We start from the raw sequence: 20,819 nt of genomic DNA on the forward strand, positions 1-20,819 counted from the left end.
AATTGTGGGTGATGGCGAGTGCAGTGTGCGGCAACCTGCACAAGCAAACGATTGCGAATGCGCTGCCGGCCGTCAAACGTGCCGTTTTTCGTGGTTTCTCAGCGGTTTGCCGTCACGACGTTCCGCGGCGCGCCCGCATGCCACGCCTCGATGTTCAGCAGCGTCGTGTGCGCGATCTCGGCCAGCGCCTCGCGCGTGAAGAACGCCTGGTGCGACGTGACGATCACGTTCGGGAACGTCAGCAGGCGCGCGAGCACGTCGTCCTGCAGCGGCAGGTCGGAGTGATCCTCGAAGAAGAGCCCGCTTTCCTCCTCGTACACGTCGAGCCCGAGATGACCGAGCTGGCCGCTCTTGAGCGCGTCGACCAGCGCCTGCGCATCGACGAGCCCGCCGCGCCCGGTGTTGATCAGCATCGCGCCATGCTTCATCCGCGCGAGCGTCCGTTCGTTGATCAGGTGGTGGGTCGACGGCAGCAGCGGGCAATGCAGGCTGACGACGTCGGCGCGATGCAGCAACTCGTCGAGCTCGACGTAGCGCGCGCCGAACGCGATCAGTTCGTCGTTGTACGGCGGCACCGAGTGCGCGAGCACATGCATCCCGAAGCCCATCATGATCTTCGCGAACACGCTGCCGATGATGCCGGTGCCGATCACGCCGACGGTCTTGCCGTGCAGGTCGAAGCCGAGCAGCCCGTTCAGCGAGAAGTCGCCTTCGCGGGTGCGGGCGACGGCGCGCGGCAGGCGGCGGTTGAGCGCGAGGATCAGCGCGACCGCGTGCTCGGCGACCGCGTGCGGCGAATACGCGGGCACGCGCACGACCGTGACGCCGAGCCGTTCGGCGGCGGCCAGGTCGACATGGTTGAAGCCCGCCGAGCGCAGCGCGATCAGCCGCGTGCCGCCGTCGGCGAGCCGTTCGAGCACGGCCGCGTCGACGGTGTCGTTGACGAACGGGCAGACGACGTCATAGCCGTGCGCGAGGATCGCGGTTTCCGCGTCGAGGTGCGACGGCTGGAAGTGCAGCCGATAGCCGAACTGCCGGTTGGCGGCGGTAAACGAATCGTCGTCGTACTGCCGGCTGCTGAACAGGATCACGCGCACGCTGCACCTCCGAGGGCTGACGCGCGCAGTTTACTGCAGGCCCGTGACGATGTCGGAGCGGTCGGGGCCGCGCACCGGCCGCAGGAAGCCGTAGTCGGTCCGCTCGCGGCCGGACGGCGCGCCGAAGTGCTCGAGCGCGTGCTCGACGAAGCTGCGCGTGCGGGCCGGCACGTACTGGCGGTTCGGATAGACGAGCGACAATTGCGCGTCGGGATCGTCGATCCGGTAGCCGGCCATCAGCCGCACGAGCGTGCCGTGGTTGAGCGCGTCGGCGACGCACGGCTCGGGCAGCACCGCGATGCCGGCGCCGGCCACCGCCGCCGCCTGGACGAGCGCGAGCTGGTTGACCGTGCAGGCCGGGCGTACCGTGACCGAATGGACGACGCCGTCGTGGCCGACCAGTTGCCACGTCGGCGCGTGCTGGTGCGGCGCGAGCGTGACCCAGTCGTGGCCCGGCAGGTCGTCGGGCACGCGCGGCTCGCCGCGGCGGTCGAGATAGGCGGGCGCCGCGCACGCGACGAACGGGTTCGGCGCAAGGGTGTGGCCGATCAGCGACGGGTTGCCGTCGAGCCGGGTGCCCGTGACGATGCCGACGTCATAGCCTGAATCGAGCACGTCGAGCGGCCCTTCGGCGACGGTCAGCTGCACCCGCAGCTCGGGATAGCGGTGCCGGAAGCTGCTGACGAGCGGCGTCAGCGCGAGCGGCGACAGCAGCCCCGACGCGACGACGCGCAGCGTGCCGGCCGGTTCGCGCACGGCATGCGCGACGGACGATTCGAGGTGGTCGAATTCCTCGAGCAGCGCGCGGCAACCGTCGAGGTAGCGCACGCCGGCCTCGGTGAGCGACAGGTTGCGCGTGGTGCGATGGATCAGCCGGGTGTTCAGATGGCCCTCGAGCATCGCGATGGAACGCGTGACGAGCGCATTGGACACGCCGAGATGGTGCGCCGCGCGCCGGAAGCTTTGCTGCTCGGCGACGCAGACGAATACACGCATGGTCTGAATCTGGTTCATGGCTTGCGTATTTCTGGCCCGGTTGATTGATTTTGGTTGTGATTTATCGCCGCGCAACGCCGAAAGCGCATCGCGCGGCCCCTAGCGCTCCCTCGTATCGAAAATGGAATTTCGATTCCGCAGACGATTGTTCAATAAAGAACCGATATCCGTCAACCTGCGAAAACGGGCGGGTTGCGTAAAATCGAAATCGCGAGTAATGGTTTAATGCTGCGGTGCAGCAAGAGCGTACGGGGTAAAACCAGTGCGGTATTGGTGGATTCGTCGGTTTGGAGAATATTTCCCATTCAATCAACGGGTTGTGTGAAATGTGAGCACGCCGTGGCAGCGCCTTTCGGAGTCGTTCCCCAATACATGCAACCGTAATGGATGTTTTTTCCACGTTCGGATTTTGTGTATCGAATTCGCTCCGCGATTTGTATCAGGTAACCGGTGTATTCGTACGGTCCGCCAATGGGGGGCTGAACTGTCAGTTTCGACGAATAGTCTCGATATTGGCGGAGAAAATCGCGCCCGCGGAACGCGAATGGAACCGTTTCTCGACCGGTTCGCACGCCCCTTTTCAATCCGGACGGCCGTCGCGCGAGCGGTGCGCGGCCGGCTGGCCCGGTCCGGCGACCGGGCCACCGTCGTGCTGTCCGAACGGGGGTGCCTCTTGCGCAAGGCGGCGGAACACGGAATGATCGTTCAGTTCGCTGCGCGTGCAACGGGCGCCGTCCCGCGGGCGTTCGCGCACTTCCTTTCCTCACTTTTTCCAGCCATGTCCATCGATCATTCGCCGATTCCCTGTCCCGTCGTCGTGCCGCTCGACGCGATCCTGCCCGAAGAACCGCTGCTGATGATGGGGGCCGGCCCGGTCCCGATCCCGGCCGCCGTCGCCAAGGCGAACACGATCGTGATCAATCACCTCGGCGCGACGATGGCGAAGATCATCGAGCAGGTGAAGGAGATGGCGCGCTACGTGTTCCAGACCCGCACGAAATGGGTGCTCGGCGTCGCGGGCCCCGGCTCGGCCGCGATGGAAATGGCGATCTCGAACCTCGCGTGGCGTGGCACGCGCGTGCTGTCGATCCGCAACGGGTTCTTCAGCGCGCGGATGGCCGAGATGGCCACGCGCGTCGGCGCCGACGTCGCGACGCTCGAAGTGGCCGACCGCGCGGTCGCGAGCCTCGACGAGATCGCCGACGCGATCGCGCGCGAGCGGCCCGAGATCGTCACGATCGTGCAGGGCGAGACGTCGAACACCGTGTGGAATCGCGACCTGCGCGACATCGCCGCGCTCGCGAAGGCGGCCGGCGCGCTGGTCGTCGTCGATGCGGTGTGCACGCTGTCGACGATGCCGCTCGAGATGGACGCGTGGGGCATCGACGCGGTGATCACCGGCGGCCAGAAGGGGCTGTCGTCGATCCCGGGCGTGTCGCTGATCGCGTTCTCCGATGCCGCGTGGGAACGCATGAAGCACCGTCCCGAGCCGAATGCGCACTGGTGCCTCGACATGGCGCTCGCGGAGAACTTCTGGCACAACGCCGGCTATCACTACACGGCGCCCGTGTCGGGCGTGCTCGCGCTGCACGAGGCACTACGGCTCGTGTGCGCGGAGACGCTCGAGAGCCGCTTCGCGCGCCACCTGCGCTGCTCGCTGGCGCTGCAGGCGGGCGTCGAATCGATGGGGCTCAAGCTGTATGCGCCGAAGGACTGCCGGCTCAATTCGGTGGTCGGGATCGAGACGCCGGAACGGCTCACGCCCGGGATGGTGTGCGGCCATATCTCGAAGCAGTACCAGGTCGAGATCTCCGGTTCGTTCGGGTTGCCGATCGTGCGGATCGGCCAGATGGGCGAGCAGTGCCGCGAACACAACCTGTTCCGCACGCTGCATGCGTTCGGCCGCACGATGGTCGACCTGAAGGTGCCGGTCGACCTGCCGGCCGGCGTCGCGGCGCTCGAACAGGAACTGTCGCGGCGCGGCGCGTAAGCCGGGAGGCGCGGCACGGGGCCGCGCTCAGCGGCGCTGCATCGCGCGCCGGTACGTATTCGGCGTCGTGCCGTGCGCGTCGCGAAAGCGATGGCTGAAGTGGCCGGCGTTCGCGTAGCCGCAGTCGGCCGCGATCTGCGCGAGCGGCAGCGCGGTCGTGCGCAGCAGCTCGCGGGCCCGGGCGAGCCGTTGCTCGGCCACCCACGCGTGCGGCGCGCGGCCGAACGACAGCCGGAACATCCGCGAGAAGTGATATTCGGACAGCGCGGCGACCTCCGCGAGTTCGCCGAGCGTTAGCGGCTGCGTCAGGTACGTGTCGATGTAGTCGCGCACGCGGCGGCGCACGGCCGGCGCGAGCCCGCCGCGGAACGACGTGTCGGTGCGCATCGTGCTCTGCCCGCGCAGCAGCAGGCTCAGTACTTCGTGCGCGGTCTCGTTCACGCGCAGCCGCTCGTCGGCATCGTCCCAGCCGTCCAGCGCGAGCGAGCGCAGCAGCGCGGCGACGCGCGCATCCTCGAAATAGGTGCGATCGGCGAGCTTCAGCTCGCGTGGCTCGCGATCGAGCTCGCGGATCGCGCGCTGCGTGAAGTGCTCGGGCAGGAAATACAAGTGGACGAAATGCATTTCGCCGCGCACCCACCAGCGTGATTCGTGATCGCCCGGCAACGCACACAGCAGGCTCGGCGCGCCGTAGCGCGGCACGCGCTGGCGCTCGGTCCGGTAGCCGCCGTCGAGGTAGCACGACAGCGTGTGGTGGCCGGGCTGCTCGTAGACCGTCTCGCTTTCGTCGGTGATTCGCGTCCATTCGGCGATCGCGAGATGGTCGCCGAGCCACGCGAAGCGCTCGAGCGTCGCGTTCGCGTCGGCGAGCGTGCGGCACACCGACTGCAGGCCGAACGGCAGATCGCCGCCGGCCAGGGCGGCGGCGCGGTCGATGGGCGGGGCGCAGAGGGAGAGACTCATGATGCGCCGAGTATAAGCGGGCGCGCGGCGCCGCGTGCGGCCCGCCGAAAAAGACCGCAATTCCGGACAATCGGCACGCGTCGTGCGGCGGCATAGTCGGGATCCCGATTCACCCGATTGTCCGGATTGCCGCCATGAACCTGTCGCTTTATTTCGTCACCGTGCTGATCTGGGGCACCACCTGGATCGCGATCAAATGGCAGCTCGGCTCGGTGCCGCCGCCCGTGTCTATTGCGTGGCGCTTCTGGCTCGCGGCCGCCGTGCTGTTCGCGCTGCTGCGCGTGATGCGCCGCCCGGTGCGGCCGCCGCGCGAAGCGTGGCGCTTTCTCGTCGCGCAGGGCTTCGCGCTGTTCTGCCTGAATTTCCTGTGCTTCTACTACGCGGAGCAGGTCGTGCCGAGCGGGCTCGTCGCGGTGATCTTCTCGACCGCGCCGCTGCTGAACTCGATCAACGGCCGGCTGTTCATGGGCCGCCCGCTGCGGCCGTCGGCGATCGCCGGCGCGCTGCTCGGGCTGACCGGCATCGCGTGCCTGTTCTGGCAGCAGATGGCCGGCCATCTCGACGACCACGCGACCTGGGCGGGGCTCGCGATCGCGTTCGCCGGCACGATGTGCTTCTCGGCGGGCAACCTGCTGTCGAGCCGGATGCAGTCGATGGGGCTGCACCCGCTCGCGACCAACGGCTGGGCGATGCTGATCGGCGCGGCGATCCTGACCGTCGGCAGCGCCGCGGCCGGAATGCCGTTCACGCTCGACATGAGCCCGCGCTATCTCGGCGCGCTCGTGTACCTGGCCGTGCCGGGCTCGGTGATCGGCTTCACCGCATACCTCACGCTCGTCGGCCGGATCGGGCCGGAGCGCGCCGCGTACTGCACGGTGCTGTTCCCGATCGTCGCGCTGGCCGTGTCGACGGTGTTCGAGGGTTACCAGTGGTCGCCGCTGGCGGTGGTCGGGCTGCTGCTCGTGGTGGCCGGCAATCTCGTCGCATTCGACCTCGCGCGGAGGTTGTTTCTGCGGACGGCATGAGAAGTTCGCGGTTGCGCGAACACATGATCGACGCAACCGGCGAACGGCCCATTTGGTTGACACGGTTGACTTGGTTTCGATTCAGGGCTACGCTCGATCATTCCGGACGTGACGGGAGGTGATGATGATTGCGCGAGCGCATACGCTGGAAGGGACGGCCGTCGTTCTTGATGTCGAGGCGGAGGAAGCGCTGCGCAGCGCTGTCGGCGCCGCGACCATGCTCGGCCCCGATCGCGCGCGGGCGCTGCTCAGCCTGTCCGACGAGCAATTGGGGCATCTGTTCAAGGCCGGCATCGCGCAGGTCATCGATCTGGCCGGCACGATCACGTTCGGCATCGCCGCTGCCGCGACGCGCGACAGGAAGCCGACCGGCGGGAAGAAGCGGGCGGCGGGCGTCGCCGCCGATCTGGAGCGGCAGGTGCAGGCGGAACGGCGCATGCTGGTCGCCGACGGCAAGCTGCTGCCCGCCGCGCAGACATGGGCCGGCCTCGGCATGACGCGGCAGGCGCTCAGCAAGGCCGTGGCGTCCGGCCGGATCTTCACGGTCGATGTCGGCGCCGCACAGTACTATCCGGCCTTCTACCTGACGGGAGATATCGATCGGAAGACGTTGGGCAGGGTGACCCAATGTCTGGGCGATTTGCCGGGATGGAGCAAATGGCAGTTCTTCACGACGCCGAAGGCGTCGCTGGGCAACGTTACGCCGCTCGTCGCGCTGTCGCGCGGGAAGGTGGACGAAGTCGAGCGCGCCGCCACGGCGTTCGCCGAGCGCTAGGCGGCCCGTTTGCTGATGGCGCCGGGGGAACATTTCGCGAGCGCGACACTGGTGACGCGAGAGGTGGCGCCGACGGCGCTCGTGCGCACCTCGCGATTCGCGACGGGCGAGCCGTATTTCGGCAAGTCGGGCGGCAGCCGCTTCGACGATCCGCGCAAACGGCGGCGGTACGGCACCAGCTACTTCGGTTTCGATCTGCATTGCGCGTTCGCCGAAACGGTGCTGCACGACGAAGTCGCCGATCTCGTGCTGGGCGGCTTTCCGCTCGTGACGACCGAACTTGACCGCCATGTCCTGTCGTTCGATGGCGCGCCGCTGACCGTGGCCGTCCTGCATGGGTTGCCGTTAAACAATCTGGGCAGCGATGGTGCGTTGTCGACCATCGCGCCGTACGACATTCCGCAGCAATGGTCGCTTGCCGTCCACCGACATCACCGCCGGGTCGACGGCTTTCTATACATGTCCCGGCATCTCAATACGTCGGAGGCACTCGTGCTCTTCGATCGTGCCGGACCCAAACTCTCGCTCAAGAACGCCGTTCCGTTTCGGCGCCATCCCCACGCGGTTCACGTATTGCGGGACTTCAACGTGTTGCTGCGTTGAGCCGCGTTGAACCGCATCGCGCACGACACGCTCACGCCGCCGCACCGCTCCCCGCCACCCGCGCCTGCCGCTGGTACAGCATCATCGACAGCGCGACGCCTGCCGCGGCGGCCACCGCCGCGAACAGGAACACCTGCGGATAGCCGAACGCGCCCGCGACATAGCCGGCGAGCGGGCCGGTGATGCCGAGCGACAGGTCGAGGAACACCGAATACGCGGACAGCGCCGCGCCGCGGCTCGCGGCCGGCACGAGCGCGACGGCCTCGACGCCGAGCGCCGGGAAGATCAGCGCGAAGCCGAAGCCCGTCAGCGCCGCGCCGACCAGCGCGACGTGCGGCACCGGCGCGAGCCACAGCAGCACGAGGCCCGCGCATTCGAACGCAAACGACACGATCGCGACGCGGAAGCCGCCGTACGTCTTGATCGTGTTCGCGAACAGCAGGCGCGCGCCGATGAACAGCGTGCCGAATACGGTCAGCGACAGCGCGGCGTTCGGCCAGTGGCGCGCCGCGTAGTACAGCGTGACGAAGGTCGCGATCGAGCCGAAGCCGGCCGAGCCGAGCGCGAGGCCGAGGCCGTGCGGCAGCACGCGCGTGAACACGCTCGCATACGACATCCGTTCGCCGTGCACGAGCGGCACCGGCGCGATCAGGCGGGCGAGGTAGAAGCCGAGCGCGGCGAGCGCGATCACGATCACGCCGATCAGCGCCGGATTCAGCGTATGCGCGATCGCGACGCCCACCGGCGCGCCGAGCGCGAGCGCGCCGTAGGTCGCGATGCCGTTCCACGAGATCACCTTCGCGTTGTGCGCGACGCCGACCCGGCCGATGCCCCACAGGATCGCGCCGGTGCCGCACAGGCTTTCGCCGACGCCGAGCACGAGCCGGCTCGCGACCAGCAGCACCAGGCTCGCGACCGGCCAGTGCGCGAGCAGCAGCGCGACGAGCAGCAGCACGCCCGACACGCCGCAGCCGACCAGCCCGCGCAGCACCGTCTGCTTCGGCCCGAGCGTATCGGCGAGGCGCCCGGCGAGCGGCCGCGACGCGAGCGTCGCGAAGTACTGGACGCTGATCGCGCCGCCCGCGACGATCGCGGAAAAGCCGAGCTCGTCGTGGACGAAGCCCGGCAGCACCGCGAGCGGCAGGCCGATGGTCAGGTAGCAGATGAACGTGAAGCAGACGACGGACACGATTTGCAGCGTGAGCGCGAACCCGCTGCGCGGCGGTGTGGCGGAATCGGATGACATGGGGTCGGAACGAATGGCGAAACGAACGGAAAACGGCGGGAAAGGGAATCGGGATTTTCCCATGGAACCGGTTTTCCCGCAGGTACCGTTTAGTTAACTGCGCCCCTATTCGGGAACAGGGCGATGGTCGGCGGCCGGGAGCGGGCGAAGCGCCCCGCGCGGCAAGGGCATCGGCCGGCCGTGCGCGCATATCGCGGCAGTTATATGAGCCGCATGCGTGATGGGCTATGGGTTGCGGAATTTGACGGTGATAGCGTGCAAACTGTCGGAAAAACGTCGGTCGAGCGCTCCGCGCAGGCCGCCTTGCCCCCAATTTGAAGAAACGCCGAGACATGAGTGAGCCGATTCGCTTCTACCATCGTCACGCGATCCGCGAAGTCAGCGGCGCGGACGTGACCCGCACCGTGCTGCAATATCTGCGCGAGGATGCGCATTGCACCGGTACCAAGGAAGGCTGCGCGGAAGGCGACTGCGGCGCGTGCACGGTCGTCGTCGGCGAGCTGACCGACGCCGGCGCGGTCGAGTTCAAGGCCGTCAACGCATGCATCCAGTTCCTGCCGACGCTCGACGGCAAGGCGCTGCTCACGGTCGAGGACCTGCGCCGGCCGGACGGCACGCTGCATCCGGTGCAGCAGGCGATGGTCGATTGCCACGGTTCGCAATGCGGGTTCTGCACGCCGGGCTTCGTGATGTCGATGTGGGCGCTGTACGAGAAGCATGGCCACGAAGGCTGCGGCAGTGCATGCGCGAAGGCGAAGGACGTGCCGACGCGCACCGAGATCGCCGATGCGCTGACCGGCAACCTGTGCCGCTGTACCGGGTATCGCCCGATCGTCGATGCGGCGGTGCGGATGTTCGACGCGACCGGCGAAGGTGCGGCCGGCGAAGGCGCACCGGCGCCCGCCGCGCCCGTCGACACGGCCGCGCTGGCCCGCACGCTCGCGTCGCTCAGGCGCGACGACACGTTCGACTACACGACGATCGACGGCGCGCGCTTCGCGGCGCCGCGCACGCTCGACGCGCTGGCCGCGCTGAAGGCCGAGCGTCCCGATGCGCGCATTCTCGCCGGCAGCACCGACATCGGCCTGTGGGTGACCAAGCAGATGCGCCGCCTCGACGACCTGATCTACGTCGGCCAGATCGCCGAGCTGCAGCAGATCGTTCACGGCGACGACTGGATCGGGATCGGCGCGGGCGTGACGGTCGAGAAGGCCTATGCGGCGCTGGCCGGCACGTATCCGGAGCTGACCGAGATGTGGAAGCGCTTCGCGTCGCTGCCGATCCGCAACGCGGGCACGATGGGCGGCAACGTCGCGAACGGCTCGCCGATCGGCGATTCGATGCCGGGCCTGATCGCGCTCGGCGCGCGCGTCGTGCTGCGCGGCGGCGACACGGTGCGAGAGCTGCCGCTCGAGGCGCTCTACACGGGCTACCAGCAAAAGGACATGGCGCCGCACGAATTCGTCGTCGGCCTGAAGGTGCCGACCCGCACCGGCGCGCGCGACAAGCTGCGGTTCCGCACGTACAAGCTGTCGAAGCGCTTCGACTCGGACATCTCGGCCGTGTGCGCGGCGTTCGCGTTCATCGCGGACGGCGACACGATCCGCGAGCCGCGCATCGCGTTCGGCGGGATGGCCGCGACGCCGAAGCGCGCGACCCACACGGAAGCCGTGCTCGACGGCGCGCAGTGGCACGAAGCCACCGCGCAGGCGGCGATGCAGGCGCTCGAGCGCGACTACCAGCCGCTGTCCGACATGCGCGCGACGAGCGCGTATCGCCTCGATACCGCGAAGAACCTGATCTATCGCTTCTGGCTGGAGACGCGTGCGCACGACCCGCTGCCGCCGCAGGCGCTGAACGTGCGCGAAGTGGCCGCCGAAGCAGGCGCCGAAGTGGCCGACGACGCGGCGCGCGTCTGACGACGGAGAACACCGAACATGAACCAGCAAGCAGAACCGTTCCTGAGCACCCTCGACCCGCAGGCCGACGCCGCGCAGGTGCACGTCTCGCGCGCCCACGAATCGGCCCACCTGCACGTGAGCGGGCGCGCCACCTACACCGACGACATTCCGGTCGTCGCGGGCACGCTGCACGCGGCGCTCGGGTTGTCGGCGAAGCCGCACGCGAAGATCGTGTCGATGAACTTCGACGCGGTGCGCGCGACGCCGGGCGTGGTCGCGGTATTCACGGCCGACGACATCCCGGGCGTCAACGATTGCGGCCCGATCGTCCACGACGATCCGGTGCTCGCGAAGGGCGTCGTGCAGTTCGTCGGCCAGCCGATGTTCATCGTCGTCGCGACGTCGCATGAAACCGCGCGGCTTGCCGCGCGCCGCGCGCAGGTCGAGTACGAGGAGCTGCCCGCGATCCTGACCGCGCAGGAAGCGCGCGCGGCCGAATCCTACGTGATCCCGCCGCTGAAGCTCGCGCGCGGCGACGCGGCCGCGCGGGTCGCCGCCGCGCCGCACCGCGAGTCGGGCGAGATGCTGCTCGGCGGGCAGGAGCAGTTCTACCTCGAAGGACAGATCGCATACGCGGTGCCGAAGGACGACGACGGCATGCACGTGTACTGCTCGACGCAGCACCCGAGCGAGATGCAGCACCTCGTCGCGCACGTGCTCGGCGTGGCGTCGCACAACGTGCTGGTCGAATGCCGCCGGATGGGCGGCGGGTTCGGCGGCAAGGAATCGCAGTCGGGCCTGTTCGCATGCTGCGCGGCGCTCGCCGCATGGAAGCTGCTGTGCCCGGTGAAGCTGCGTCCGGACCGCGACGACGACATGATGATCACCGGCAAGCGGCACGACTTCCATTACCGCTTCGACGTCGGCTACGACGACGACGGCCGCATCGACGGCGTCGCGCTCGACATGACGTCGCGCTGCGGCTTCTCGGCCGACCTGTCCGGCCCGGTGATGACGCGCGCCGTGTGCCATTTCGACAACGCGTACTGGCTCGGCGACGTCGACATCGCCGGCTACTGCGGCAGGACCAACACGCAGTCGAACACCGCGTTCCGCGGCTTCGGCGGCCCGCAGGGCGCGTTCGCGATCGAATACATCCTCGACGACATCGCGCGTTCGCTCGGCCGCGATCCGCTCGACGTCCGCTACGCGAACCTGTACGGCAAGACCGAACGCAACGTGACGCCGTACGGGCAGACGATCGAGGACAACGTGCTCCAGGAGCTGCTCGGCGAACTCGAGGCGACGAGCGACTACCGCGCGCGGCGCGCGGGCGTGCGTGCATTCAACGCACGCAACACGGTGCTGAAGAAGGGCATCGCGCTCACGCCGGTGAAGTTCGGCATCGCGTTCAACGTCACGCACTTCAACCAGGCCGGCGCGCTGGTGCACATCTACACCGACGGCTCGGTGCTCGTGAACCACGGCGGCACGGAGATGGGGCAGGGGCTCAACACGAAGGTCGCGCAGGTGGTCGCGCACGAGCTCGGCATCCGCTTCGGCCGGGTCCGCGTGACGGCGACCGACACGAGCAAGGTCGCGAACACGTCCGCGACGGCCGCGTCGACGGGCTCGGACCTGAACGGCAAGGCCGCGCAGGACGCGGCGCGCCAGTTGCGCGAGCGGCTCGCGGTGTTCGCGGCGAAGCAGTTCGGCGACGGCAAGGTCGAGGCGGCCGACGTGACGTTCGGCAACGACGTCGTGTGGGTCGGCGGCCATGGCGTGCCGTTCGGCGAAGTGGTCGCGAAGGCATACCTCGCGCGCGTGCAGCTGTGGTCCGACGGCTTCTACGCGACGCCGAAGCTGCACTGGGATCAATCGAAGCTGCAGGGCCGGCCGTTCTACTACTACGCGTACGGCGCGGCGGTGTCGGAAGTCGTGATCGACACGCTGACGGGCGAGATGCGCACGCTGCGCGTCGATGCGCTGCACGACGTGGGCGCGTCGTTGAACCCGGCGCTCGACATCGGCCAGGTCGAAGGCGCGTTCATCCAGGGGATGGGCTGGCTGACGACCGAGGAGCTGTGGTGGAACAAGGGCGGCAAGCTGATGACGCACGCGCCGTCCACCTACAAGATCCCGACCGTGAACGACACGCCGCCCGAGTTCAACGTGCGGCTGTTCCAGAACCGCAACGTCGAGGACAGCATCCACCGCTCGAAGGCCGTCGGCGAACCGCCGCTGCTGCTGCCGTTCTCGGTGTTCTTCGCGGTGCGCGATGCGATTGCCGCGGTCGGCGACTATCGCGTGAACCCGCCGCTCGACGCGCCGGCCACCGGCGAGTCGATCCTGCGCGCGGTGCAGGCGGTGCGGGCGGCGAACGCCGCGCGGGCAGGCTGACGTGAACGGCCTCTGCCCGCTCGCTTCGTGCGTCGGCTCCGACGGGGCGATCGGCTTCGTTCGGGCGACCCGTCGGAGGCCGGCGTGAACGGCCCCGCTCGTTCGCCGCGTGCCGCGTCCGACGCGGGGTGCGAAGGCGCGTGCGGCAGCGCGCCTTCGCCGTTGCAGCCGTTCGCGCCGGGCACCGGCCAGCGCAACCGCGCGACCAGTGCGCCGCCGCCGATGCACGTCGTGCTGTTCGGCGCGGGCCACGTCGGCCATGCGCTCGTCACGCTGCTCGGCGCATTGCCGTGCGTCGTGCAGTGGGTCGACACGCGCGACGAGCTGTTCCCGGACGAGTGCCCGCCGAACGTGCAGCCGGAGCCGACCGACACGCCGGAGGCCGTCGTCGACGCGGCGCCGCCCGGCGCGTATTTCCTCGTGATGACGCACAACCACGCGCTCGACTTCTCGCTCGCCGCGCGGATCATGCGGCGGCGCGACTACGCATACTTCGGGATGATCGGCTCGCGCACCAAGCGCGTGAAGTTCGAGCGCCGGCTCGCCGCGCGCGGCGTCGATCCGGCGCGGTTCGCCGAGATGGTGTGCCCGATCGGCGTCGCCGGCATCGTCGACAAGGCGCCGGGCGCGATCGCGGTGGCCGTCTGCGCCGAGTTGCTGCAGGTGCGTTCGGGGATGCCGGTGGCCGATGCGAAGGCAGCCGCGGCCGGGCGCGCACGCGACGAGGTGTCCTGCGCGCGGTAACGCGCGCATGCCGCGCGGCCGGCGCACGGCCGTGCGTTTTTGCCTACACTGCACGACAACGCGCGGCAGCGGGCCGCGCTCACTTTACCGTGCACGCGCCCATGTCCGATCATTCCGTCTATCTCGACGCGCTCGATGCGAGCCTCGTCGCCATCGAGCGCTGGCTGTCCGGCGTCGATACCGCGCCGGCGGCGCTCGATGCGCTGCTCGCCGCGTTTTCCGCCGACTTCACGATGATCCTGACCGACGGCCGCATGGTCGACCACGACGGCATGCGCGCGCTGTTCGCGAAGCTGGCCGGCGCGAAGCCGGGGCTGCGCATCGCGCTGTCGGAGATCCGCGTGCTCGCGGCGGACGCGTCGCACGCGGTGCTCACCTATCGCGAAGCGCAGCACGCGGCGGCGGGCGAGTTGCCCGCGCGCCGCGCGACCGCCGTGTTCGCGCGCGACGCGGCGGGCGTCGTACGCTGGGCTCATCTGCAGGAAACCTTCTGCACGGCCTGAGCGGCCGCGCTGCCTGACCCGTCGCGCTGCGCTTCGGCCGCGCGTCAGCGCTTGCGCGTGCGGGCGACCGTCAGCTCGTCGGACACGCTCTGCATCAGCGCGCACAGCCACGCGATGTCGGTCGGCCGGTCGGGCTGCGGGTGCGTGAGCAGGTAGCTCTTGATGCGCGGGAACGGCACGGGCGGCGCGACGACGACGAGCGGCAGCAGTTGCGCATAGTGCGTCGCGAAGCGGCGCGTCGTCGTGAAGATCAGGTCCGACTGCAGCAGCACCTGCGGCACGATCCCGAAGTACGGCAGCGTCGTCACGACGCGCCGCGCGAGGCGCGCGCGTGCCAGGCCGATCTCGATCGCATTGCGCTTGTCGCCGGTGTACGGGGTGGGCGCGACGTGCGCGGCCGACGCATACGCTTCGCGCGTGAGCGGCTCGCGGGCGAGCGGATGCGCGTCGCGCATCAGGCACACGATCGTGTCGGAGAACAGGTCCTGGCGCGCGAACTGCGGGTCGGGCTTCGGCCAGTTGCCGATCACGAGATCGAGCGCGCCCGACTCGAGCGCGGCCGCGTGGTCGAGCGCGGGGTTCAGCGAATCGATTTCCAGACGGGCATGCGGCGCCGCGTCGCGAAAGCGCTCGATCAGCGTCGGCATGAAGAAATCGTTCAGGTAGTCGGGCGCGGCGACGCGGAACGTGCGCCGCGCGGACGACGGATCGAACTCGCCGTGCGGCGTCGCGATGAAATCGACCTCGCGCAGCGCGCGCGACGCGGCTTCGAGCAGCGACGCGCCGTATTCGGTCGGCACCATGCCGGATTTGCCGCGCACGAGGATCGGATCGTTCAGCGTCTCGCGCAGCTTGCGCAGCGCGGTGCTGATCGCGGGCTGGGTCTGGTTCAGCCGCAGCGCGGCCTGCGTGACGCTGCGCTCGAGCAGCAGCGTGCGCAACACGCGCACGAGCCAGATGTCGAGCGAGGCGGTACGGTCGTCGTCTTCCATTGGTGGGGGATGCGGGGGACGCCAAGGGGCCGTTTTCATATGAAAACAGCCCGTTACCTTACCGCAGCCGCGCGTTGCCGTGCGTGATACCGGCCATCACGCACGCCATCACGCGCGGCCCTTCGGCAGCGTGCTGATCCGCTTGACCTCGCCCGATTCGAGCCAGTTCGGCGTGCGCGCGCAGTACAGCACCATCGGCAGCGCGTCCTCGCCCCAGAACAGTTGCTGATTCATCCAGAAGGTCGGCACGCCGAACACGCCGAGCGCGATCGCGTCGGCCGTGTTCCGGGTCAGTTGCGCGGCGGTTTCCTCGAATTCGATCAGCTCGTCGCCGTGGCCGACGCCGACGCGTTCGCACAGCGCCGCGAAGCCTTCCGGCGTCGACGGATCGTTGCCTTCGCGCCAGATGAAGCGGAACATTTCCAGCACCGTCGCGATATCGGCGCGCAGCGCGATCGCGAGGCGCAGCACCTTGTCCGAATCGAACGGGTGCGCGGGCGGCATCTTGAAGCGGATGCCGAGCTGTTCCGCGCGAAACAGCGCGTGACGGTACGTGAACACGCGCTTGGCCGGCACGTCGGCGCTCGGACGCTGGCCCCAGTGGCGCTGGAGGTCGGCGAGCGACACGGCCACGGGGTCGAACGGCACGTCCGGCCATTTGTCGTGCTGCTCGAGCAGCAGATACGAGAACGGCGACACGAAGTCGAAGAACCAGGCGGGTTGGGCGGTATCGAGGCCGGTTGTCATGTCGTTCTCCAGAAGGTGGGGCGTGCGGCGCCTGACGGCGGCCTCCATGTTACGCGGCGGCGCGCGCATGCAGCAATGATCGCGGATCGTCCGCTCATGCGGAACCGGGAGTCGCCCGGGGGGCGTCGCCCGCCGGCTGCGGCGCGCTTGCCGTGCGTGCCGGCGGGCTGCCGGCGGCGGGCGGGCCCGCCGGCGTGTCCGGCTCCTGCGCGGTGAGCCGTTCGCGCACGAAGCCGATGTGCTCGCGCAGCACGTAGAACTGCCCGGCGTACGCGAGCGGCATCTTCATCCGGTTCACGGCTTCCTCGATGTCGTCGAGCTCGTCGAGCAACTGGACGCGCTCCTCGGCCGTGTGTTCGCCGAGCGCGCGGCGCTCGAGCGCGATCAGCGCGCCGTACCAGCGGTAGATGCGCGAGCGCACGCGCCAGCCGTACAGCGACGGCACGAGCCGCAGCCCCGGAATCAGCACGACGATCAGCGGCACGACCACCACCAGCAGCCGGTCGACGAGGCTCGCGACCCAGAACGGCAGCCGCCGGTACAGGAAGCTCTTGCCCGACTTGTAGTAGCGGGCGGCGTCGTCGGACAGCGGGAAGCCGCGCGTGACGGACGACGGAAATTCGCCTGCGTGCTGCAGGATCGTCGCGTGCCCGTGCACTTCGCGCGCGGCCTCGATCAGCAGGTCGGACAGCGCGGGGTGCAGCGAGTCGCGCGCGACGAGTTCGATCGTCGGCGCGACGGTGTGGATGTCGGCAGGCGGCAGGTTGCGGCCGAGATCGTAGACGCCCATCGGCAGCGTGATCGCGGTCAGGTACGGAAACCGCCGCGCATACGCCTCGGCCTGCGTGAACGAATACACGTGCACGCCCGGCGCGCGGAACAGCTTCGCCATCACCGGGATCTGCGTCGAGTCGCCGGACAGGAAGGCCGCGTCGATCTTGCCGTCGAGCAGCGCGGTCGCGGCGTCCTCGCCGGCGGTCGGCAGCAGCTCGGTCGAGCCGCCCGGCACGATGCCGTTCATCTTCAGCAGCGCGAGGCTCAACTCGCGCGCGCCGCTGCCTTCGGCGCCGAGCGCGAGCCGCTTGCCCTTGAAGTCGGACAGGCGCGCGACGATCGGGCCGCGGTACATGATCGCGAGCGGCACGTAGCCGATGCTGCCGAGCGACACGAGATGCTCGTCGCGCTCCTTCGGGCCGATGCCGCTCTGCACGAAACCGACGTCGACCGGCGCGTTCGGGTTCGACAGCCGCGCGAGGTTCTGCGCGGAACCTTCGGACGATTGGACGTCGAGCGTGACGCCGTTTTTCGCGAGGATCGTCTTGTATTTCTGCGCGGCGTTCCAGTACGTGCTGCCGGGCGGCCCGGCCGAGATCACGAGCGTGGACGGCGGCGCCGGCTGGATCAGCTTGACCGCGAGCCAGACGGCCGCGCCGGCGAGCAGCACGGTCGGGCCGATCGACAGCGCGAGGTCGCGCCACGAGACGGCGACGAAGCGGGCGAGGATGCGGCGCGGCGGGCGAGGGCTGGCAGGCTTCATGGGGCGGGTGGATGACGCTGGCGTGACGCACCGGTGACGGTCGTCACCGGACGACGCGGATGCTCGCGGCGATGGTACCCGGTTTCGCCGCGCATGCGCGAGTCGGGCGGGCCCGCGCGGCTGTCCGGCGACAGCGGCGGCGGCCGTCGCGTCAAAAGCTTTGCGCTTCGGCGGGCGCTGGATTACATTGTGCGACGCAGCCGCGCCCGAATCGCGCGCGACCCGGCACGTCATGAGACCGGGCGCGTCCGGCCGGCGGCTGTCCGGCCCGGCTGGCCCGCTTCTCGCGTGCGCCGGCCGCCGGCCCGTGCCGCCTCTCTCGTATCGCCGTGGAAAACACCGGCTGTCCCGCCCGTTCGCGCGCGGGCCGGCTGTTTTTGGGGGTATCCGGCCGTACTGTGCACGGCCGTTCCGAAGTGATAAGGAGATAGCATGAAGTCGATCGTGTTGAGAGCGTTGGGTGTCGCCGCCGTGGCGGCCTGTCTGTCGGGCAGCGTGTATGCGCAGTCGAGCGACGCAGCGGCGACGGAAGCGCCGGCGGCCGCAGCGAGCGCGCCGAAGGCCGCCGCGAAAACCGCGAAGAAGGCGAACCGCAAGCTCGGCTACGCGGTGCGCAAGGCCATTACGAAGGCAGGCGGCATCGACGTGGCGAACATCGTCGTGCGTTCGAAGGGCGGCGCGATCTCGCTGGAGGGCACGGTGCCCGACCAGGCACAGATCGACAAGGCGGAAGAGGCAGCCAAGAGCGTGAAGGGTGTGACGTCGGTCTCGAACAAGCTGACGGTTCAGCAGCAGTAACGCCGGGCCGCGGCGCGCGAGCGCCGCGTGCGCCCGTTTCCAGCGGGCCCCGGCATGCCGGGGCCCGTTTGCGCTTCAGAGGCCGAAAGCCGCGCGCGGCGCGGCGGCGGACCGATAACGATATCGAGGGGGCGGCGATGACGAAGCTCGGGTGGGGCAGGCGGGTGGTGTGGGGAGCGGCGCTGGCCGCGGTCGCGATGCTCGGCGCCTGCAACGGCGACGAGTCGGCCGAGCGCAACCGGTTGCCCGGCTTCGTGTCCGGCAGCGTGCGCACGACGGCCTACGACGGCGCGAGCGACGACCTGCTGACGGCCGGCCTCGGCAAGACGGGGCTCGCCGCGGCGAGCGCGCCCGGCTTCGCGAATCCGGCGCGGCCGACGAGCGCCGAATTGCGGCGCCTCGCCATCTGGTCGAACTACCGCGCGCTCGTCGACATGAGCGCGAACGGCGGCTACGGCCGCTTCTGGGGGCCGAACGTCGACCTCGGCGGCAACGATACGCTCGGCGAAGGCAAGATTCCCGGCACCGAATACCTTGCGTATGCCGACGACGGCAGCGGCACCAAAAACGTCACGCTGCTCGTGCAGGTGCCCGCCCGCTTCGATCCCGCGCAGCCGTGCATCGTCACCGCGACGTCATCCGGCTCGCGCGGCGTGTACGGCGCGATTTCCGCGGCCGGCGAGTGGGCGCTCAAGCGCGGCTGCGCGGTGGCCTACAACGACAAGGGCGGCGGCAACGGCGCGCACGAGCTCGGCTCCGACACCGTCACGCTGATCGACGGCACGCTCGCCAACGCGGTGCTGGCCGGCACCGCGAGCCTGTTTACCGCGAACGTGACGAGCGGCGATCTCGCCGCGTTCAACAACCGCTTCCCGAACCGCTATGCATTCAAGCACGCGCATTCGCAACAGAATCCCGAGCAGGACTGGGGGCGCGTGACGCTGCAGTCGGTCGAATTCGCGTACTGGGCGCTCAACGAGCAGTTCGGGCCGCTGATCGACGGCTCGCGTCGCGGCGTGCGCTATCGCGCGGGCGACATCACGACGATCGCCGCGTCGGTCAGCAACGGCGGCGGCGCGTCGCTCGCGGCGGCCGAGCAGGACAACCGCGGCTGGATCACCGCGGTCGTGGTCGGCGAGCCGCAGATCAACGTGCGGATGGCGCCGAACGCGGTGGTCCGCGCCGGCGGCCAGCCGGTGCCGTCGTTCGGCCGGCCGCTGGCCGATTACGCGACGCTCGCGAACCTGCTGGAGCCGTGCGCGGCCGCATCGGCGTCGCTCGCCGGCGCGCCGTACCTGAGCGCGCTGCCGGCCGCGACCACGCAGTCGATCCGCACGCAGCGCTGCGCGACGCTCGCCGCGGCCGGGCTGGTGTCGGGCGCCGACACGCAGAGCCAGGCGGCCGACGCGCTCGCGCAGCTCCACGCGGCCGGCTATCTGGCGGATTCGGACCTGCTGCAGGCGTCGATGTGGGATTCGCAGGCGATTCCCGCGATCGCGGTCACCTATGCGAACGCATACACGCGCTCGCGCGTCACCGACAACCTGTGCAACTTCAGCTTCGCGACGACGAACGCGACGGGCGCGGTCGCGGCGCCCGCCGCATCGCCGATGCCGGCCGTGTTCGGCGCCGGCAACGGCGTGCCGCCGACGGCCGGCATCAATCTCGTGTTCAACGACGGCGCGGGCGTCGACCACCGGCTCGCGACGCCCGATGCGAGCTTCGCCGGCGCGCTGTGCCTGCGCCAGCTATGGACGAACGGAATGCTCGGGATGCCCGCGAACGTCGACGCGGTGCGCGTGAACGCGAACCTGCACGGCAAGCCGGCGATCATCGTGCAGGGCCGCGGCGACGCGCTCGTGCCGGTGAACCACGCGTCGCGCGCGTACGTCGCGCAGAACGGGATCAGCGAAGCCGGGCGCAGCCGGCTGGTGTTCTACGAAGTGACGAACGGCCAGCACTTCGACGCATTCCTGTCGGTTCCGGGCTTCGATACGCGTTTCGTGCCGGTTCACTACTACAACGTGCAGGCGCTGAACCTGATGTGGAAGCATCTGAAGAACGGCGCGCCGCTGCCGCCGTCGCAGGTGGTGCGCACGGTACCGCGCGGCGGCACGCCGGGCGCCGCGCCCGCGCTGTCGAGCGCGAACCTGCCGCCGATCTCGGCCGCGCCGGGCGCGAACGCGATCACGACCGGCGCGGGCACGATCGACGTGCCGCTCTGACCGCGGCCGACGCGCCGCCTCCTGCAAGCCGGACAGCCGTCCGGCTTTTTTCTGCGCGTCGTCTGGAATCGGTCGCACCGCGTTCAACGCGCAGAACCTGACGATCAAGAACGACCCGTCGGGCCACATGATCTGCCTGAACGACGCGTCGTGGACCGCGCTGAAGGGCGATCTCGCCAATTTCTACGACGGCATCCTCGCGAACCGTACTGCGCTGCAACGCGTGCTGAAGCTGCGGGCGCGCACGCAGCACCGGGACGGCGTTGTTCGTCAGGAG

General features: G+C 69.4%; 17 protein-coding genes. 10 read left to right on the forward strand and 7 right to left on the reverse strand.

The window, feature by feature from the left end:
• Positions 1–98: 98 nt before the first annotated feature.
• Together CFB35_RS03730 and CFB35_RS03735 are read right to left on the reverse strand one after the other, a co-directional pair.
• Positions 99–1,097 (reverse strand): 2-hydroxyacid dehydrogenase, encoded by a 999-nt coding sequence (locus CFB35_RS03730; RefSeq protein ID WP_059574239.1) that lies wholly within the window; start codon positions 1,095–1,097, stop codon positions 99–101.
• Between the two features lie 30 nt (positions 1,098–1,127).
• Positions 1,128–2,111, reverse strand: coding sequence for a LysR family transcriptional regulator (locus tag CFB35_RS03735; protein WP_060011437.1), 984 nt, complete (start codon positions 2,109–2,111; stop codon positions 1,128–1,130).
• A 760-nt stretch (positions 2,112–2,871) separates the two neighbouring features.
• Between CFB35_RS03735 and CFB35_RS03740 the strand changes: the two genes are divergently transcribed.
• Positions 2,872–4,083: an alanine--glyoxylate aminotransferase family protein gene (locus tag CFB35_RS03740; protein ID WP_089464568.1), complete on the forward strand. Its 1,212-nt coding sequence runs from the start codon at positions 2,872–2,874 to the stop codon at positions 4,081–4,083.
• A 27-nt stretch (positions 4,084–4,110) separates the two neighbouring features.
• On the opposite strand, the gene CFB35_RS03745 is transcribed toward CFB35_RS03740, so the two are convergent.
• Entirely contained in the window at positions 4,111–5,046 is a 936-nt protein-coding gene (locus CFB35_RS03745) for an AraC family transcriptional regulator (protein ID WP_059574236.1), read from the reverse strand.
• Between the two features lie 134 nt (positions 5,047–5,180).
• Between CFB35_RS03745 and CFB35_RS03750 the strand changes: the two genes are divergently transcribed.
• The 3 genes from CFB35_RS03750 (at position 5,181) to CFB35_RS03760 (ending at position 7,449) form a co-directional block, all read left to right on the forward strand.
• Positions 5,181–6,071, forward strand: coding sequence for a DMT family transporter (locus tag CFB35_RS03750; RefSeq protein WP_059642048.1), 891 nt, complete (start codon positions 5,181–5,183; stop codon positions 6,069–6,071).
• Positions 6,072–6,192: 121 nt separating this feature from the next.
• Positions 6,193–6,846, forward strand: coding sequence for a hypothetical protein (locus tag CFB35_RS03755; protein ID WP_226093709.1), 654 nt, complete (start codon positions 6,193–6,195; stop codon positions 6,844–6,846).
• A 15-nt stretch (positions 6,847–6,861) separates the two neighbouring features.
• Complete coding sequence (locus CFB35_RS03760) at positions 6,862–7,449, forward strand: RES family NAD+ phosphorylase (RefSeq protein WP_226093784.1); 588 nt, start codon at positions 6,862–6,864, stop codon at positions 7,447–7,449.
• Between the two features lie 31 nt (positions 7,450–7,480).
• Here the strand turns inward: CFB35_RS03760 and CFB35_RS03765 are convergent, their stop codons facing one another.
• The gene (locus CFB35_RS03765) at positions 7,481–8,695 is read right to left on the reverse strand and encodes an MFS transporter (RefSeq protein ID WP_059574233.1); all 1,215 of its coding nucleotides are present in this window, start codon (positions 8,693–8,695) and stop codon (positions 7,481–7,483) included.
• 332 nt (positions 8,696–9,027) lie between these two features.
• Here CFB35_RS03765 and xdhA point away from each other — a divergent pair, with 332 nt between their 5' ends.
• The 4 genes from xdhA (at position 9,028) to CFB35_RS03785 (ending at position 14,243) form a co-directional block, all read left to right on the forward strand.
• The gene (gene xdhA / locus CFB35_RS03770; protein WP_089464570.1) at positions 9,028–10,614 is read left to right on the forward strand and encodes a xanthine dehydrogenase small subunit; all 1,587 of its coding nucleotides are present in this window, start codon (positions 9,028–9,030) and stop codon (positions 10,612–10,614) included.
• 18 nt (positions 10,615–10,632) lie between these two features.
• Complete coding sequence (gene xdhB / locus CFB35_RS03775; protein ID WP_089464571.1) at positions 10,633–12,996, forward strand: xanthine dehydrogenase molybdopterin binding subunit; 2,364 nt, start codon at positions 10,633–10,635, stop codon at positions 12,994–12,996.
• Between the two features lie 84 nt (positions 12,997–13,080).
• The gene (gene xdhC / locus CFB35_RS03780) at positions 13,081–13,740 is read left to right on the forward strand and encodes a xanthine dehydrogenase accessory protein XdhC (RefSeq protein WP_089464572.1); all 660 of its coding nucleotides are present in this window, start codon (positions 13,081–13,083) and stop codon (positions 13,738–13,740) included.
• A gap of 101 nt (positions 13,741–13,841) precedes the next feature.
• Positions 13,842–14,243, forward strand: coding sequence for a polyketide cyclase (locus CFB35_RS03785; RefSeq protein ID WP_060965634.1), 402 nt, complete (start codon positions 13,842–13,844; stop codon positions 14,241–14,243).
• A 44-nt stretch (positions 14,244–14,287) separates the two neighbouring features.
• Here CFB35_RS03785 and CFB35_RS03790 read toward each other — a convergent pair whose 3' ends face one another.
• From CFB35_RS03790 to CFB35_RS03800, 3 genes are all read right to left on the reverse strand, one after another.
• Positions 14,288–15,235: a LysR family transcriptional regulator gene (locus CFB35_RS03790; RefSeq protein ID WP_059574228.1), complete on the reverse strand. Its 948-nt coding sequence runs from the start codon at positions 15,233–15,235 to the stop codon at positions 14,288–14,290.
• A 108-nt stretch (positions 15,236–15,343) separates the two neighbouring features.
• On the reverse strand, positions 15,344–15,982 hold the full coding sequence (locus CFB35_RS03795) for a 2-hydroxychromene-2-carboxylate isomerase (protein WP_059574337.1): 639 nt from the start codon (positions 15,980–15,982) through the stop codon (positions 15,344–15,346).
• Positions 15,983–16,076: 94 nt separating this feature from the next.
• Entirely contained in the window at positions 16,077–17,519 is a 1,443-nt protein-coding gene (locus CFB35_RS03800) for a TAXI family TRAP transporter solute-binding subunit (RefSeq protein ID WP_089464573.1), read from the reverse strand.
• Positions 17,520–17,951: 432 nt separating this feature from the next.
• Here CFB35_RS03800 and CFB35_RS03805 point away from each other — a divergent pair, with 432 nt between their 5' ends.
• Both CFB35_RS03805 and CFB35_RS03810 read left to right on the forward strand, forming a co-directional pair.
• Complete coding sequence (locus tag CFB35_RS03805; protein WP_059574226.1) at positions 17,952–18,317, forward strand: BON domain-containing protein; 366 nt, start codon at positions 17,952–17,954, stop codon at positions 18,315–18,317.
• A gap of 137 nt (positions 18,318–18,454) precedes the next feature.
• Positions 18,455–20,542 (forward strand): D-(-)-3-hydroxybutyrate oligomer hydrolase, encoded by a 2,088-nt coding sequence (locus tag CFB35_RS03810; RefSeq protein ID WP_089464574.1) that lies wholly within the window; start codon positions 18,455–18,457, stop codon positions 20,540–20,542.
• Positions 20,543–20,819 lie beyond the last annotated feature (277 nt).

Source organism: Burkholderia sp. AU16482 (genome assembly GCF_002223285.1).
Classification (GTDB): Bacteria; Pseudomonadota; Gammaproteobacteria; order Burkholderiales; family Burkholderiaceae; genus Burkholderia; species Burkholderia semiarida.

What these genes read in the sequence shown, in the direction of transcription:
- CFB35_RS03735 (WP_060011437.1), bottom strand. Translation starts at nt 2,111, where the DNA reads ATGAACCAGATTCAGACCATGCGTGTATTCGTCTGCGTCGCCGAGCAG.
- CFB35_RS03740 (WP_089464568.1), top strand. Translation starts at nt 2,872, where the DNA reads ATGTCCATCGATCATTCGCCGATTCCCTGTCCCGTCGTCGTGCCGCTC.
- CFB35_RS03745 (WP_059574236.1), bottom strand. Translation starts at nt 5,046, where the DNA reads ATGAGTCTCTCCCTCTGCGCCCCGCCCATCGACCGCGCCGCCGCCCTG.
- CFB35_RS03750 (WP_059642048.1), top strand. Translation starts at nt 5,181, where the DNA reads ATGAACCTGTCGCTTTATTTCGTCACCGTGCTGATCTGGGGCACCACC.
- CFB35_RS03755 (WP_226093709.1), top strand. Translation starts at nt 6,193, where the DNA reads ATGATGATTGCGCGAGCGCATACGCTGGAAGGGACGGCCGTCGTTCTT.
- CFB35_RS03760 (WP_226093784.1), top strand. Translation starts at nt 6,862, where the DNA reads ATGGCGCCGGGGGAACATTTCGCGAGCGCGACACTGGTGACGCGAGAG.
- CFB35_RS03765 (WP_059574233.1), bottom strand. Translation starts at nt 8,695, where the DNA reads ATGTCATCCGATTCCGCCACACCGCCGCGCAGCGGGTTCGCGCTCACG.
- xdhA (WP_089464570.1), top strand. Translation starts at nt 9,028, where the DNA reads ATGAGTGAGCCGATTCGCTTCTACCATCGTCACGCGATCCGCGAAGTC.
- xdhB (WP_089464571.1), top strand. Translation starts at nt 10,633, where the DNA reads ATGAACCAGCAAGCAGAACCGTTCCTGAGCACCCTCGACCCGCAGGCC.
- CFB35_RS03785 (WP_060965634.1), top strand. Translation starts at nt 13,842, where the DNA reads ATGTCCGATCATTCCGTCTATCTCGACGCGCTCGATGCGAGCCTCGTC.
- CFB35_RS03790 (WP_059574228.1), bottom strand. Translation starts at nt 15,235, where the DNA reads ATGGAAGACGACGACCGTACCGCCTCGCTCGACATCTGGCTCGTGCGC.
- CFB35_RS03795 (WP_059574337.1), bottom strand. Translation starts at nt 15,982, where the DNA reads ATGACAACCGGCCTCGATACCGCCCAACCCGCCTGGTTCTTCGACTTC.
- CFB35_RS03800 (WP_089464573.1), bottom strand. Translation starts at nt 17,519, where the DNA reads ATGAAGCCTGCCAGCCCTCGCCCGCCGCGCCGCATCCTCGCCCGCTTC.
- CFB35_RS03805 (WP_059574226.1), top strand. Translation starts at nt 17,952, where the DNA reads ATGAAGTCGATCGTGTTGAGAGCGTTGGGTGTCGCCGCCGTGGCGGCC.
- CFB35_RS03810 (WP_089464574.1), top strand. Translation starts at nt 18,455, where the DNA reads ATGACGAAGCTCGGGTGGGGCAGGCGGGTGGTGTGGGGAGCGGCGCTG.